The sequence below is a fragment of the Halomonas tibetensis genome, assembly GCF_042643535.1.
GTDB classification, from domain to species: Bacteria; Pseudomonadota; Gammaproteobacteria; order Pseudomonadales; family Halomonadaceae; genus Halomonas; species Halomonas tibetensis.
This window is the reverse complement of sequence record NZ_JBHRSQ010000001.1, coordinates 1-14,260: the sequence shown is the minus strand read 5'-3', so window position 1 is coordinate 14,260 and position 14,260 is coordinate 1. Positions and strand designations below refer to the sequence as shown.

Below are 14,260 nucleotides of genomic sequence, written 5' to 3'. Positions count from 1 at the left end.
GCGCTACTCCTTTTCTTCGGGCGTCTGCTCCTGCTGCTCCTGGAGATAACGGTCGAGGTGGGCGGTGGAGCAGAACCACTCGCCCTGCTCGCGGATCGCATCGCTTTCCGGCACATGCACCTTGCACCAGTTGCAGCGCACCATCTGGCCGCCTTCCTGACGGGTATCGTCGCTTTCCAGCAGCTCTTCACGGTCGAGCTTCCACCCCCGGTACATGCGGTATAACTTGAGCCCGGCGAAGAACACCACGGCAAAGATGATCAGGCGGATGATCAAGAGGTTCATTCCAGTCGTGACTCCCAGGTGGTGGCAGTATCGCGTTGCCCGTTGGCTCAACTTGCCAGGTGGATACGGGATGACTTTGCCAGTCGGCTGCCCTTGCGGGACAATGGGACTACCCGACGATTCTCGAGAGATTTCCAAGCCCATGCAAGACCTGACGCTGGTGATGGCTCAGTTGGACCCGCTGGTCGGGGATATTCCCGGCAATACCGATCGCGCCATCGAGGCGGTGCGCGAGGCGCGCATCGAGCATGGTGCCGATATCGTGGTGCTCCCCGAGCTCTTCCTGACCGGCTATCCGCCGGAAGATCTGCTATTGCGCCCCTCCATGGAGACCCGCCTGCGCACGGCCCGAACTCGTATGGCTGAGAAGGTGGTGCGCGACGTGCTGGTGATCGTCGGCTATCCGGGGCGCCGCGAAGGCCAGACCTGGAATCTGGCCGGTGCGCTCTACAACGGCGAGTGGCTCGGCGAGTACGCCAAGCAGGCGCTGCCCAACTACCAGGTATTTGACGAGCAGCGCTACTTCGCCGCGGGCAATGAGCCGCTGGTGCTTGATCATAAGGGGCTCAAGTTGGGGCTGCTGATCTGCGAGGACCTATGGGACGAGGCGCCGGCGCGCCAAGCCAAGGCTGCCGGCGCCCAACTGCTGGTCAGCCTTAACGCTTCTCCCTTCCACCAGGACAAGCCCGCCGAGCGGCTGCGCCTGCTCGAGGCCCGTGCCGCCGAGGTCGCCCTGCCGATCGTCTACGTCAACATGATCGGCGGCCAGGACGAACTGGTGTTTGACGGCGGTTCTGCCTGCGTGGGTGCTGGCGGCGAGCTGCTGGTGCAGGCCCCCCACTGGCAGGTGGGGCTCATGCCGGTGCAGCTCATCAAGGAAAAGGGCAGGTGGGTGCCGTGCCCGGGCGAAACCGAACCCGACGTCGAGCCCGAGGAGAACCTCTACTGTGCGCTGGTCACCGGCCTGCGCGACTACGTCAACAAGAGCGGCTTCAAGGGTGTGGTGCTGGGCCTCTCTGGCGGCATCGATTCGGCGCTGTCGCTGGCCATTGCCGTGGATGCTCTGGGTCCCCAGCGTGTCCACGCGGTCATGATGCCCTACCACTACACCGCCGATATCTCCAGAGAGGATGCGGCGCAGCAGGCCGAGATGCTGGATGTGGCCTACGAGGTGATGCCCATCGAGCCCATGGTCGAGGCCTTCATGGCCACCCTGGCGAAAACCTTCGAGGGCACCGAGCGCGACACCACCGAGGAAAACCTGCAGTCGCGCTGTCGCGGCGTCCTGCTGATGGCCATCTCCAACAAGAAGGGCCTGATGGTATTGACCACCGGCAACAAGAGCGAGATGGCGGTGGGCTACGCCACTCTCTATGGCGACATGGTGGGTGGCTACAACGCCATCAAGGACGTCTACAAGTCCTGGGTCTATCGCCTGGCCCGCTGGCGGAACACCCAGTCGCCGGCGATCCCCGAGCGGGTCATCGAACGTCCGCCTTCGGCGGAGCTGGCCCCCGATCAGCAGGATAGCGACACCCTGCCCGACTACGACGTGCTCGACGCCATCCTGGTATGTTACATCGAGGGCGACATGAGCGCCGAGACGATCATCGAGGCAGGCTTCGACCGCGACGACGTCTACAAGGTGGTCCGGCTGGTGGATCGCTGCGAGTACAAGCGCCGCCAGGCGCCGGTGGGCGTGCGCGTCACCGCTCGAGGCTTCGGCCGCGACCGCCGCTATCCGATCGTCAACGGCTGGCAGCCGGGGGAGTAACCACTCGGCCAACACAAACGCCACCGTCCGGAAAGACGGTGGCGTTCTGACGTGCGGGGGAAACCTTGGCTGGCTCTGCCTCAGGCTGATAGAGACTGGGCGCTCACGTGCCTGGGCTCGAAGGTCCGGCCGCGAAGCTGGTCGTGTCGAGGGGCGTTGTCGATGAGTACCTCGAGAACTTCGCGAGCGCGGTCGCGCATCTCCAGGCCCAGGTAACCCTCGACCATCACCGCCAGAGCATCGCGGGACGCCTCGGCCTCGGGATAGTTCTCGATCACCCAGCGGCCTCGCTCCACGGCGGCCAGATAGGCCCCGCGGCGAAGGTAATAGTCGGCCACGTGGAGCTCGTGGCGGGAAATCAGATTACGCAGGTACACGATGCGCTGCTGGGCATCCGGCGCGTACTGGCTGCTGGGATAGAGCCTCACCAGTTCGCTGAAGTCGGTGTAGGCGTCTCGGGAGGCACCCAGGTCTCGCTTGGAGATATCGATCAGCTTCAGACGCTCTAGGCTGAAACGTCCCGCCTGCCAGGAAGACAAGCCGCGCAAGTAGAGGGCGTAGTCAGCCTGGGGGTGGCTCGGGTGAAGACGGATGAAGCGGCTGGCCGCGGCCCGGGAGGCTTCCCAGTCACCGCTCTCGTGATAGGCGTAGATGAGTTCCAGCTGAGCCTGTTCGGCGTGGTTGCCGAACGGGTATCGGGTATCCAGCGCCTCGAGCCGGGTGATGGCCGCTGTAAAGTTGCGCCGCTCCAGGGAGCCGCGCGCCTCTTCATAGAGCTCGCGCTCGGCAACGCCGGCGAACTCGTCATCTTCTTCCTGGGTGGCGCCGTTGCTGGCGCAGCCCACCAAGAGGCTGGAGGCCAACATCAAAGCCGCTAGACGGGCAGTAGGGCGGAAAACGCGCATCGTGATCCTCGTGGCAAACAACACGGACGGGCCGTGATAGAATCGACCCAAACGAGCTCACTATAAAGCACTGCGCGGAAAAACGCAGTCACCGTGCGGCACCTCCTTTATCTTCACCCTGCTGACTGGCAGCCACCCGACAATGCCCCAGACTCTGGAAGCCCAGCAACGCATTCCCGAAGCCATGGCCGGCCTGCGCCTCGACCAGGCGGCCGCCGAGTTGTTTGCCGACTACTCTCGCGAGCGCCTCAAGGCCTGGATCAAGGCCGGGGATCTCACCCTTGATGGGGCTCTTGCGAGGCCTCGAGACAAGATCTACGGCGGCGAGTGGCTGCGCCTAGCCACCGAAATCGAAGAGGACACCCGTTTTGCACCCGAGGACATCCCACTGAAGGTGGTCTTCGAGGACGACGAGGTGCTGGTGATCGATAAACCGGCGGGCCTGGTGGTCCATCCCGCGGCGGGCAATCCGGACGGTACCCTGCTCAATGCCCTGCTACACCACTGTCCTCGTCTTGCCGGCGTGCCCCGGGCCGGTATCGTGCACCGCCTGGACAAGGACACCACCGGCCTGATGGTGGTGGCCAAGACATTGACCGCCCAGGCGTCCCTGGTGGCGCAGCTGCAGGCCCGCACGGTCTCCCGTGAGTATGACGCGGTGTGCGTGGGGGTGATGACGTCAGGTGGCAAGGTGGATGCGCCCATCGGCCGCCATCCCAAAGATCGGAAGCGCCAGGCGGTAACGGCCTCGGGCAAGCCGGCGGTGACCCACTACCGCGTGGTGGAGCGCTTCCGCGCTCATACCCACGTGCGCTGTCGATTGGAGACCGGGCGTACTCATCAGATTCGCGTACATCTGGCGCATCTCCGCTATCCGCTGGTGGGAGACCCGGTCTACGGGGGCCGGCTGAAGCTACCGCCCGGCGCCGCAGAGCCTCTCAAGGAGATCCTGCGTGAGCTCCCTCGCCAGGCGCTGCATGCCCGCAGGTTGGCTTTCGTGCACCCCGTCAGCGACGAGAAGGCGACCTTTCGCTCTCAGCTGCCGGATGACATCCTGATGCTGCTGGATTACCTCCGTCACGACCACGAGACGATGCGCTGACCCGTTTTCGCCGAGGACCTGCCGATGAGCGATGCCCCCGACCTGCGGCCTTCCCTGATACTGCCTGACTGGCCGGCACCCACCTCCGTAGGTGCTTTTGTCACTACCCGTGAAACAGGCCCCAGCCAGGGCGACTTCGCCTGTTTCAACCCGGCGGACCATGTGGGCGACAATACCGACCACGTGGCGCTCTGCCGTCGGCTGCTGCAAAAGCAGGTCGATGAGGAGCGGCCCCTGCTGTGGCTCAACCAGGTGCATGGCGCGCGAGTACAGCAGCGTTTCGATCCGACGTCGCCCGAGGCCGACGCTGCGGTGGCGTTCAATCGCGACTACGCCTGCGTGGTGCTCACTGCCGACTGCCTGCCGGTGTTCTTTAGCGACTATCGCGGCACTCGGGTGGCGTTAGCCCACGCCGGCTGGCGAGGGCTGGCAGGCGGCGTGCTGGAGGCTTCGGTGGCTGCCATGGGCGTGCCGCCGGAAGAGCAGCTGGCCTGGCTGGGGCCTGCGATCTCCAACGCCCAGTTCGAGGTGGGGCCCGAGGTCTACCATGCCTTTGTTGGCGTGCATCCCGAGGCCGCCGAGGCTTTTGACCCCAGCCCTTATCGCCTGGGTCACTACATGGCGGATCTCTACCGCCTGGCCCGCCTGCGCCTCGAGCGTCTGGGTGTGTCGCATATCAGCGGCGGCCACTTCTGCACCGCCTGCGAGCCGCGGTTCTACTCCCACCGCCGCGATGACGGAGTCACCGGCCGCATGGCCAGCGTGATCTGGTTGCGCTAGACGCTCGTCAGTCTTTCCCTTGACCCTTATCAATTCTCTGCGCGCTTCCGCTGGCGGGCGACTTGAAACTGCTCAAGCCTGACTCCATTGATGTTGTCAAGACACATTGACAGGGCCAAACGGTGCGTCCGATCGCGCCGTCAACCCGATGGAGAAAAGCACATGCGATTCGACAAATTCACCGCCAAGCTGCAGAACGCCGTGGCGGATGCCCAATCTCTGGCCGTTGGCCGGGGCCACAACCAATTGGAGCCCGGTCACCTGCTGCTGGCACTGCTGGAGGCCACCGATACCGGGGTGAAGGCACTGATCCAGAAGGCCGGCGGCGATGCCGCTCGGCTGCGTGACGGCCTGGTGGGCCACCTCGACGACCTGCCCAAGGTCGCCAACTTCGATGGTGAGGTGCAGCCCTCACGTGACCTGATCAAGCTGTTTAACCTTACCGATCGTGAGGCCCAGAAGCGCGGGGATCAGTACATCGCCAGCGAATTGGTACTGCTGGCCGCGTTGGAGATGGGCCACGCGGTGACCAAACTGCTGACCCAGGCCGGGGTGACCCGCAAGTCACTGGGGACCGCCGTCGACAGCGTGCGCGGTGGCGAAAAGGTCGATGATCCCAACGCCGAGGATCAGCGCGAGGCGCTGGAGAAGTACACCCTCGATCTCAACGAGCGCGCCGCCAGCGGCAAGATTGACCCGGTGATCGGTCGCGACGACGAGATCCGCCGCACCATCCAGGTGCTGCAGCGGCGCACCAAGAACAACCCGGTGCTGATCGGGGAGCCCGGCGTGGGCAAGACCGCCATCGTCGAGGGGCTGGCCCAGCGTATCGTCGACGGCGAGGTGCCCGAGGGCCTCAAGGACAAGCGAGTACTGTCGCTGGATATGGGCTCGTTGCTGGCCGGGGCCAAGTTCCGCGGCGAGTTCGAGGAGCGTCTCAAGTCGGTGCTCAAGGAGCTGTCCCAGGAAGAGGGTCGGGTGATCCTGTTTATTGACGAGCTGCATACCATGGTCGGTGCCGGCAAGGCTGAAGGCGCCATGGATGCCGGCAATATGCTCAAACCAGCACTGGCCCGTGGCGAACTGCACTGCGTGGGTGCCACCACCCTGGACGAATACCGCAAGTACATCGAGAAGGACGCCGCTCTGGAGCGCCGCTTCCAGAAGGTGCTGGTGGATGAGCCCAGTGAGGAGGACACCGTGGCCATCCTGCGCGGTCTCAAGGAGCGCTACGAGGTGCACCACAAGGTCGACATCACCGACGGTGCGATCATCGCCGCGGCCAAGCTCTCGACTCGCTATATCACCGATCGCCAGTTGCCCGACAAGGCGATCGACCTGATCGACGAGGCCTCCTCGCGGATCCGGATGGAGCTCGACTCCAAGCCCGAGGAGATGGATCGCCTCGACCGCCGGCTGATTCAGTTCAAGATGGAGCGCGAGCACCTCAAGAAGGAGACCGACGAGGCGTCGAAGAAGCGCCTGGAGCATCTCGAGGAGCAGATCGGCGAACTCGAGCGTGAGTACGCCGACCTCGACGAGATCTGGAAGGCCGAGAAGGCCAGCATCCAGGGGGCGGGGCAGTTCAAGGAGGAGCTTGAGCGGGCTCGCATCGAGCTGGAACAGGCGAAGCGCCAAGGTGACCTGGCGCGGATGTCCGAGCTGCAGTACGGGGTGATCCCCGGGCTCGAGAAGAAGATCGCCGAGTCCAGCGAGGCGGAGGCTGATACCTCGAAACACACCCTGCTGCGCTCTAACGTTACCGAGGAGGAGATTGCCGAAGTGGTGTCGCGCTGGACCGGCATCCCGGTTTCCAAGATGCTCGAGGGCGAACGCGACAAGCTACTGCGCATGGAAGAGGCGCTGCACGAGCGGGTTATTGGTCAGCACGAGGCGGTGACCGCCGTTTCGAATGCCGTGCGACGCTCCCGCGCCGGCCTTTCGGATCCCAACCGCCCCAACGGTTCCTTCCTGTTCCTCGGCCCCACCGGGGTGGGCAAGACCGAGCTCTGCAAATCGCTGGCCAACTTCCTCTTCGATACCGAGGAAGCCATGGTGCGTATCGACATGTCGGAGTTCATGGAAAAGCATTCTGTGGCGCGGCTGATCGGGGCGCCTCCCGGCTATGTTGGCTACGAGGAGGGCGGTTATCTGACCGAGGCGGTACGTCGCAAGCCCTACTCGGTGCTGCTGCTTGACGAGGTGGAGAAGGCCCACCCGGATGTCTTCAATATCCTGTTGCAGGTGCTTGAGGACGGTCGCCTCACCGACGGCCAGGGCCGCACGGTGGACTTCCGAAATACGGTGATCGTGATGACCTCCAACCTCGGCTCGGACATCATCCAGCGTCTAGGCGGCGATGACGCCGATTACGAGCAGATGAAGGAAATGGTGATGGAAGTGGTGGGCACCCACTTCCGGCCCGAACTGATCAACCGCATCGACGAGGTGGTGGTCTTCCATGCCCTTGGGCAGGAGCAGATCCAGTCCATTGCCGGCATTCAGCTCGATCGCCTGCGCACGCGCCTGGCCGAGCATGGCCTGTCACTGGAAGTCAGCGATGCGGCCCTGGCGCAACTTGCCGTGGTGGGCTTTGACCCGATTTACGGCGCGCGTCCACTGAAGCGGGCGATCCAGAGCCGCATCGAGAACCCTTTGGCCCAGGATCTGCTGGCTGGCAAGTTTCTGCCCGGGGATGTCATCCATGTGGACGCCGAGGGTAGCCAGCTGGTGTTTCAGAGCTGAGGCGAACAAAGCGTTACGCAGTCGTCCGGGCGCCTGTCCGTTGACGGACTACACTGATTCTTAGGTTGCGTCCTGTAACCCCTTTTACCCGCCTGGTGTCCCACCCGGCGGGCTCTTTTATTGACACTTATACTTGCTACGACACCTCCAAGGGTTTCCCCACGGTTGACACCGTTGCGTCGCTAATGGAATCTTGTCGGTTCCTGATTTGCGGGCGCGGACTTTTGCGGGCAACCCCCCACTCCCGCGCGAAGGGTAGGCCTCATGGCCTCTACCCGCCGAAGGACTTCCGAATCTGGGCCAACCGCCCGGATCGGCCAACGCCCCGACGTGGCGATCTGCCGCGATAGGGAACGGTTGATTGGTGTTGTACGAGTCAACGGTCCCGAATGAGAGTGCAGGCCCCAACAGGGCCCTTACTGCCAGGGTTTGGCATCAGGTGCCGGCGTGTCCGGCAGCGGCATACCGCCGCACTCGACCCCGTGTTTCGCATTGGAGACACGGATCGCACTCGAGACCTCCAGGGGAGAGACATCAGTGGAACTGCTTTCAGGCGCGGACATGATCGCCCGATTCCTCCAGGATGAGGGCGTTGAATACATCTATGGCTATCCAGGCGGCGCGGCGCTGCATATCTATGACGCCCTGTTTCGCCAGGATAAGGTCAAGCACATCCTGGTGCGCCACGAACAGGCCGCCACCCATGCCGCCGACGGCTATGCTCGGGCCTCCGGCAAGCCAGGTACGGTGTTGGTGACTTCCGGTCCCGGTGCCACCAACGCCGTCACCGGTATCGCTACCGCCTACATGGATTCGATACCTATGGTGGTGCTGTGCGGTCAGGTGATGAGTCATCTGATCGGTGATGACGCCTTCCAGGAAACCGATATCATCGGCGTGACACGCCCCATCGTTAAGCACAGCTTCTCGATCAGGCATCCGTCCGAGATCCCGGAAGTGCTCAAGAAGGCTTATCATCTGGCGGCCACCGGCCGTCCTGGCCCGGTGGTGGTGGACATTCCCAAGGATATGACCGCGCCCACCGAGCGTTACGAGTACATCTATCCGAAGAAGGTCAAGATGCGCTCGTACAACCCGGTAGCTCGCGGGCACAGCGGCCAGATCAAGAAGGCCGTGGAGATGATGCTCAAGGCCAAGCGCCCGATGTTTTACACCGGCGGCGGTGTTGTCTTAGGGCGGGCCAGTGAGGGGTTGACCGATCTGGTCAAGCGGCTTGACTTCCCTATCACAACGACCCTGATGGGTATCGGCTCCTACCCGCAGAGTGATCGACAGTGTCTTGGCTGGCTTGGCATGCATGGCTCCTATGAGTCGAACATGGCAATGCACCATGCCGATTTGATCATCGCTATCGGTGCGCGCTTCGATGACAGGGTGACCAACAACACCTCCAAGTTCTGTCCCACAGCCAAGATTATTCATGTGGACGTTGATCCGAGTTCGGTCTCCAAGACCGTGCGCGCCGACGTGCCCATCGTGGGGCCAGCCGGCAGCGTCATCAGTGAGATGATCAGCCTGGTGCAAGGCAAGGAGATTGCCCACCCGGAGGCGCTTGCCGAGTGGTGGCAAAGGATCGACGGCTGGCGCGAGGAGCGCGTGGGCAAGCTCTATGAGCCTTCTAAGTCCGGTGAGATGCTCAAGCCGCAGGAAGTGGTGGAAGCCTTGTGTCGCGTGACGCGTGGAGAAGCATTTATTACCACGGATGTCGGCCAACACCAGATGTTCGCGGCCCAGTACTACAAGTTTGAAAAGCCCAATCGGCTCATTACTTCCGGTGGGCTCGGCACCATGGGCTTCGGCTTCCCGGCGGCGATGGGCATCAAGCAGAATTTTCCCGACGACGATGTTATCTGCGTGACCGGCGAGGGCAGCTTCCAGATGATGATGCAGGAGCTCTCCACCTGTAAGCAGTATGGTATTGGTCCGAAAATTCTCAATCTCAACAACGCTTCACTGGGGATGGTGCGCCAGTGGCAGGATCTCAACTATAAGGCCCGCCATGCGAATTCCTACATGGAGTCGCTGCCCGATTTTCATTTGCTTATCGAGGCCTATGGCTTTACCGCGATCACGGTGAACACCATCGATGAGCTGGAGCCGGCACTGGAGCGAATGCTTGCCGACAAGCACGAACTGGTGTTTTTAGACGTGAAGGTCGACCCGCACGAGCACGTCTATCCGATGCAGGTGCCTCTGGGCTCCATGCGTGACATGCTGCTTTCCAAGACGGAGCGGACCTGATGCGCCATATCATCTCGATTCTGATGGAAAATGAACCGGGCGCCCTGTCTCGCGTGGTGGGGCTCTTCTCTCAGCGCAACTTCAACATCGAGACGCTGAACGTGGCGCCTACCGAGGATCCGAGCCTGTCGCGGCTGACAGTGACCACCGTAGGCGACGACCGGGTCATCGAGCAGATCACCAAGCACCTCAACAAGTTGATCGACGTGGTAAAGCTGGTGGATCTCACCGAGGGTAATCACATCGAGCGTGAGCTGATGCTGGTGAAGGTCAAGGCTTTGGGCGCGGCCCGAGACGAGGTCAAGCGCACCGTGGATATCTTTCGTGCTCAGATCGTCGACGTGACACCGAGCCTCTATACGGTTCAGATCACCGGCTATGCCGGAAAGCTCGATGCCTTCCTGCAGGCCATGGCGCCAGTGGGTATTCTCGAGGTGGCGCGTACCGGTGTTTCCGGCATTGCTCGCGGCGACAAGGTGTTGTCTCTGTAAATCAGTCAGCCGGTAGAAGGTAAAGGCCGCCCCTCGGGGCGGCCTTTGCGTTATGGCAGTCTTGTTATGGCAGTCTTTTTATGAAGGGTGGACTATCAGCGCTCAATGACCTCGTCCCAAAGCGCTCTGATCAGTGGGCTCTTCAGGCGTCGCTCTAGCACGCAGAGGCCCACATCGTAGTGGGGCAGTTCCGGTTTCACCGCCAGCACCCGCACCCGTTCCTGGAGCGGACTGTTGTCGAGTACGATCTTCGGTACCACGCCGATGCCGAACCCCAGCCCGACCATGCTGACGATTGCCTCGTGACCCGCCACTTGGGCGTAGATCTTCGGCGTCACGCCCAGCGCCCGGAACCAGGTGTTAGCGAACTCCCGCGACAGGCCGGCTTCGGAGAGGATCATCGGCACCTCACGCCACTGCTCGGCGCTGGGTGACTCCGGGGTAGAAGGCATCCAGGCGGCCGCTTGCCGGGGTGCGATAAAAACCAGCGGCGCTCGGGTCAGCGACTTGAAGGCCAGCGCCTTCGGAGTGCGCCGTGGGCGGGGGGTAATCGCCATGTCCTCCTCACCGGCCAGCACGCGGGCCATCGCTTCTGCGGGGTCGCCGGTATGCAGCTTGAGTTCGATGCCGGGGTGGTGGGTGCGAAACTCGCTGAGCAGTGCGTAGAGGAAGCTGTAGCTGGCGGTGACCGAGCAGTAGACGCTGATCTCGCCGGTGAGGCGAAGTGCCTCGCTCTGCAGCGACAGGCGAAGCTGCTCCCACTGTTCCAGGGCCTCCCGGGCGAAGACCTGGAAGGTTTCGCCATGGCGGGTCAGGGCCACGTGACGGTTGTCACGCTCAAAGAGCGTCACGCCGAGATTATCCTCCAGCTGTCGGATGGTGCGAGACAGGGTCGACGGGCTGACGTGGCAGGCCTCGCTGGCGCGGCCGAAGTGGAGGTTATCCGACAGGGTCAGGAAGTGTTTAAGGGGGCGCAGGTCCATGCCCACAGTATTGCATATCATGGCATGTGGTATTGCAAATATCGCGTTTTACGCAATAGAAGGGCTGGCGTATGGTGTCTTCATCCGATGTCGCGAACTTAGTCCCGCGTCATACGGTGCGGGTGAACACCAACGCTGACACCTACATTGACCATCGTTCCAGGAGCTGCACCATGCACGTTTACTATGACAAGGATTGCGACCTCTCCCTCATCCAGGCCAAGAAGGTCACCATCGTGGGCTACGGTTCCCAGGGACACGCTCACGCCAACAACCTCAAGGAATCTGGTGTCGACGTTACCGTCGCCCTGCGTCAAGGCTCCTCTTCTGCCGCCAAGGCCGAGGCTGCCGGCCTCAAGGTCGCCAGCGTGCCGGAAGCCTGCAAGACCGCCGACGTGGTCATGATCCTGGCCCCCGACGAGAATCAGAAGGCAATCTACGAGAACGAGGTCGAGCCGAACCTGAAGCAGGGCGCCACCCTGGCCTTTGCCCACGGCTTCAACATCCACTACAACCAGATTGAGCCGCGCAAGGACCTGGACGTCATCATGATCGCGCCCAAGGCCCCCGGTCATACCGTGCGCTCCGAGTTCGTCAAGGGTGGTGGCATCCCTGATCTGATTGCCATCCACCAGGACGCTTCCGGTAGTGCCAAGGAACTTGCGCTTTCCTACGCAGCCGGCGTTGGCGGCGGCCGCAGCGGCATCATCGAAACCACCTTCAAGGACGAGACCGAGACCGACCTCTTTGGCGAGCAGGCTGTGCTGTGTGGCGGTGCCGTCGAGCTGGTCAAGGCCGGCTTCGAGACCCTGACCGAAGCGGGCTATGCCCCCGAGATGGCCTACTTCGAGTGCCTGCACGAGCTCAAGCTGATCGTCGATCTGATGTACGAAGGCGGTATCGCCAACATGAACTACTCCATCTCCAACAACGCGGAGTATGGCGAGTACGTGACCGGTACCGAGGTGATCAACGAGCAGTCTCGTGAGGCGATGCGCAATGCGCTCAAGCGTATCCAGACCGGCGAGTACGCCAAGATGTTCATTCAGGAAGGCAACAGCAACTATCCCTCTATGACCGCTCGCCGCCGCCTGAACGCCGAGCATGAGGTCGAGATCGTGGGTGCCAAGCTTCGTGGCATGATGCCCTGGATCGCCGCCAACCAGCTGGTGGACAAGTCCAAGAACTGATGTTCGAACGGCTTTCGAAGCCAACAGGGGGCGCGGATTTCCGCGCCCCCTGGTTTGTTTTGGGCGATCAAATGCAGGGGCGCTCGGCGTTGTGGGTGCGCGACGGGTGTGTAGAATGAACGCTTGCCCTCTGGGCGACCTCATTTTGCAATGGACGACACGCATGAGTCAGGACTACCGCACCACACATCATGACCCCGCCCGGCCGGATGCCGAGCCGGCCGACAAGGCTTCTTCTGAGGGTGCGCCCCCTGTAGAAGAGGATCTGGCTGCGGCCTTCGTGCGCGAGACTGAGGTGATCGAGGAGGCCGTGGAAGACGGCCAGAAGGTCCGCCGCAAGGGGATCTATCTGCTACCCAATCTCTTCACGACCTCTGCGCTCTTTGCAGGTTTCTTTGCGATCGTGGCCGGCATCAACGGCGATTTCACCGCCGCCGCTGTGGCGATTTTTATCGCCATGGTGCTCGACGGCCTGGATGGTCGGGTAGCACGCATGACCAATACTCAGAGCGCTTTCGGCGCCGAGTACGATAGCTTGTCGGACATGCTTTCCTTCGGTGCGGCACCGGCCCTGGTGGCATTCACCTGGATCCTCCAGGACATTGGCAAGACCGGCTGGGTGGTGGCCTTCCTTTATGTGGCCTGTGCCGCATTGCGCCTTGCGCGTTTCAACGTGCAAATCGGCAGCGTCGACAAGAAGTGGTTTATCGGCCTGCCGAGTCCATCGGCGGCGGCCCTGGTTGCCGCCAGCGTGTGGACCTTCCATAGCTTCGATGCCGAGGCCTTCGGCTTCAAGCTGCTGATGTTGGTTATTGTCGGTGCGGCAGGCGTGCTGATGGTCAGCAATATCCGTTACTACAGCTTCAAGGACATCGATCTCAAGGGGCCAGTGCCATTTGTGGTGCTGTTGGCCATCGTGCTTGGTTTTGTCGTGATCTCGGTAGAACCTTCGGTGATGCTGCTGCTTCTGTTCGGTACCTACGTGGCTTCCGGTCCGGTGATGGCGGCAATGCGCAAGATGAAGCATGCCACACCCGTCGATTGAGCACTGTTTCGGTCGAGCTCCTTTATCATCGCATACGACAACGCCCGCCTCGTGCGGGCGTTGTCGTGTTACGACGGCCCTCACTGGCGGTGGCTATCACTCCCACTCCGGGCGCTTCCGTCACCTCCCTTTCGTCTTTCTGCCATGTGCCTGACATTTTTTAGCGTAAGGCCCTTGCGGGGTGGCGGGGAACGTCGTAAAGTACGCATCCGCTGCGGGCAACGAGCAACGTTGTCGGCGGTGGCAAGTTGAGGAAGTGATTGTTCTNCCCGCTTGACACGCTGACGCAAATCGGTAGAATACGCCTTCCTCGCAGGGCGCTGACGAGACGGAGCCGCTACCTCTGGTAAGCCCCGCCCCGGCAGCACAGCGAGACGCTCCACTCGGTACGAGACGGGAGCCGCTCTTTAACAATCGATCAGGTAATTCATGTGGGCGCTTGTCGATGTGTCGGTGATCAGTCACTGAAACATCAAGGCAAGCGACTCGTAAAAGACCTTCGGGTCTTTTTGAGAACCGTTTGACCCTTGAGCCAAGTTTGGTCCGCTTCCTTCATTGAAGGGTAAGGACGATATGATCGTAAACTGAAGAGTTTGATCATGGCTCAGATTGAACGCTGGCGGCAGGCCTAACACATGCAAGTCGAGCGGTAACAGGTCCAGCTTGCTGGATGCTGACGAGCGGCGGACGGGTGAGTA

Annotated in this window: 12 protein-coding genes and 1 rRNA gene; 9 read left to right on the top strand and 4 right to left on the bottom strand. The window is 62.1% G+C overall.

Going from position 1 to position 14,260, the window contains the following annotated elements; all coding sequences use genetic code 11:
- Positions 1-3 precede the first annotated feature (3 nt).
- A complete protein-coding gene (locus ACFODV_RS00065) occupies positions 4-285 on the bottom strand; it encodes a PP0621 family protein (protein WP_379752766.1) in 282 nt (93 codons plus the stop codon).
- 142 nt (positions 286-427) lie between these two features.
- Here ACFODV_RS00065 and ACFODV_RS00060 point away from each other — a divergent pair, with 142 nt between their 5' ends.
- On the top strand, positions 428-2,059 hold the full coding sequence (locus tag ACFODV_RS00060; RefSeq protein WP_379752763.1) for an NAD+ synthase: 1,632 nt from the start codon (positions 428-430) through the stop codon (positions 2,057-2,059).
- Between the two features lie 80 nt (positions 2,060-2,139).
- Here the strand turns inward: ACFODV_RS00060 and ACFODV_RS00055 are convergent, their stop codons facing one another.
- Positions 2,140-2,964, bottom strand: a complete 825-nt coding sequence (locus ACFODV_RS00055) for an outer membrane protein assembly factor BamD (protein ID WP_379752760.1) — start codon at positions 2,962-2,964, stop codon at positions 2,140-2,142.
- A 142-nt stretch (positions 2,965-3,106) separates the two neighbouring features.
- On the opposite strand from ACFODV_RS00055, the gene rluD reads away from it, so the two are divergent.
- The 3 genes from rluD to clpB all read left to right on the top strand — a co-directional run bounded on the left by rluD (position 3,107) and on the right by clpB (position 7,591).
- Complete coding sequence (gene rluD, locus ACFODV_RS00050) at positions 3,107-4,066, top strand: 23S rRNA pseudouridine(1911/1915/1917) synthase RluD (protein WP_379752757.1); 960 nt, start codon at positions 3,107-3,109, stop codon at positions 4,064-4,066.
- A 24-nt stretch (positions 4,067-4,090) separates the two neighbouring features.
- Positions 4,091-4,846, top strand: a complete 756-nt coding sequence (gene pgeF, locus ACFODV_RS00045) for a peptidoglycan editing factor PgeF (protein WP_379752754.1) — start codon at positions 4,091-4,093, stop codon at positions 4,844-4,846.
- 162 nt (positions 4,847-5,008) lie between these two features.
- Positions 5,009-7,591 carry an ATP-dependent chaperone ClpB gene (gene clpB, locus ACFODV_RS00040; protein ID WP_379752751.1) on the top strand — a complete coding sequence of 861 codons (2,583 nt, stop codon included), beginning with the start codon at positions 5,009-5,011 and terminating at the stop codon, positions 7,589-7,591.
- Positions 7,592-8,007: 416 nt separating this feature from the next.
- Here the strand turns inward: clpB and ACFODV_RS00035 are convergent, their stop codons facing one another.
- Positions 8,008-8,154, bottom strand: a complete 147-nt coding sequence (locus ACFODV_RS00035; protein ID WP_379752832.1) for a hypothetical protein — start codon at positions 8,152-8,154, stop codon at positions 8,008-8,010.
- On the opposite strand from ACFODV_RS00035, the gene ACFODV_RS00030 reads away from it, so the two are divergent.
- Positions 8,129-9,853: an acetolactate synthase 3 large subunit gene (locus tag ACFODV_RS00030; protein WP_379752748.1), complete on the top strand. Its 1,725-nt coding sequence runs from the start codon at positions 8,129-8,131 to the stop codon at positions 9,851-9,853. The genes ACFODV_RS00035 and ACFODV_RS00030 overlap by 26 nt on opposite strands.
- Complete coding sequence (ilvN, locus tag ACFODV_RS00025) at positions 9,853-10,344, top strand: acetolactate synthase small subunit (protein ID WP_379752745.1); 492 nt, start codon at positions 9,853-9,855, stop codon at positions 10,342-10,344. Before ACFODV_RS00030 ends, ilvN begins: the two co-directional genes overlap by 1 nt.
- A 95-nt stretch (positions 10,345-10,439) precedes the next feature.
- Here ilvN and ilvY read toward each other — a convergent pair whose 3' ends face one another.
- Complete coding sequence (gene ilvY, locus ACFODV_RS00020) at positions 10,440-11,327, bottom strand: HTH-type transcriptional activator IlvY (protein WP_379752742.1); 888 nt, start codon at positions 11,325-11,327, stop codon at positions 10,440-10,442.
- Positions 11,328-11,500: 173 nt separating this feature from the next.
- On the opposite strand from ilvY, the gene ilvC reads away from it, so the two are divergent.
- The 3 genes from ilvC to ACFODV_RS00005 all read left to right on the top strand — a co-directional run.
- A complete protein-coding gene (ilvC, locus tag ACFODV_RS00015) occupies positions 11,501-12,517 on the top strand; it encodes a ketol-acid reductoisomerase (RefSeq protein WP_379752739.1) in 1,017 nt (338 codons plus the stop codon).
- A 163-nt stretch (positions 12,518-12,680) separates the two neighbouring features.
- Positions 12,681-13,562, top strand: coding sequence for a CDP-diacylglycerol--serine O-phosphatidyltransferase (pssA, locus tag ACFODV_RS00010; RefSeq protein WP_379752736.1), 882 nt, complete (start codon positions 12,681-12,683; stop codon positions 13,560-13,562).
- A gap of 581 nt (positions 13,563-14,143) precedes the next feature.
- Positions 14,144-14,260 (top strand): 16S ribosomal RNA (locus tag ACFODV_RS00005); the annotation flags it as partial.

What these genes read in the sequence shown, in the direction of transcription:
- ACFODV_RS00065 (WP_379752766.1), bottom strand. Translation starts at nt 285, where the DNA reads ATGAACCTCTTGATCATCCGCCTGATCATCTTTGCCGTGGTGTTCTTC.
- ACFODV_RS00060 (WP_379752763.1), top strand. Translation starts at nt 428, where the DNA reads ATGCAAGACCTGACGCTGGTGATGGCTCAGTTGGACCCGCTGGTCGGG.
- ACFODV_RS00055 (WP_379752760.1), bottom strand. Translation starts at nt 2,964, where the DNA reads ATGCGCGTTTTCCGCCCTACTGCCCGTCTAGCGGCTTTGATGTTGGCC.
- rluD (WP_379752757.1), top strand. Translation starts at nt 3,107, where the DNA reads ATGCCCCAGACTCTGGAAGCCCAGCAACGCATTCCCGAAGCCATGGCC.
- pgeF (WP_379752754.1), top strand. Translation starts at nt 4,091, where the DNA reads ATGAGCGATGCCCCCGACCTGCGGCCTTCCCTGATACTGCCTGACTGG.
- clpB (WP_379752751.1), top strand. Translation starts at nt 5,009, where the DNA reads ATGCGATTCGACAAATTCACCGCCAAGCTGCAGAACGCCGTGGCGGAT.
- ACFODV_RS00035 (WP_379752832.1), bottom strand. Translation starts at nt 8,154, where the DNA reads ATGTCCGCGCCTGAAAGCAGTTCCACTGATGTCTCTCCCCTGGAGGTC.
- ilvN (WP_379752745.1), top strand. Translation starts at nt 9,853, where the DNA reads ATGCGCCATATCATCTCGATTCTGATGGAAAATGAACCGGGCGCCCTG.
- ilvY (WP_379752742.1), bottom strand. Translation starts at nt 11,327, where the DNA reads ATGGACCTGCGCCCCCTTAAACACTTCCTGACCCTGTCGGATAACCTC.
- ilvC (WP_379752739.1), top strand. Translation starts at nt 11,501, where the DNA reads ATGCACGTTTACTATGACAAGGATTGCGACCTCTCCCTCATCCAGGCC.
- pssA (WP_379752736.1), top strand. Translation starts at nt 12,681, where the DNA reads ATGAGTCAGGACTACCGCACCACACATCATGACCCCGCCCGGCCGGAT.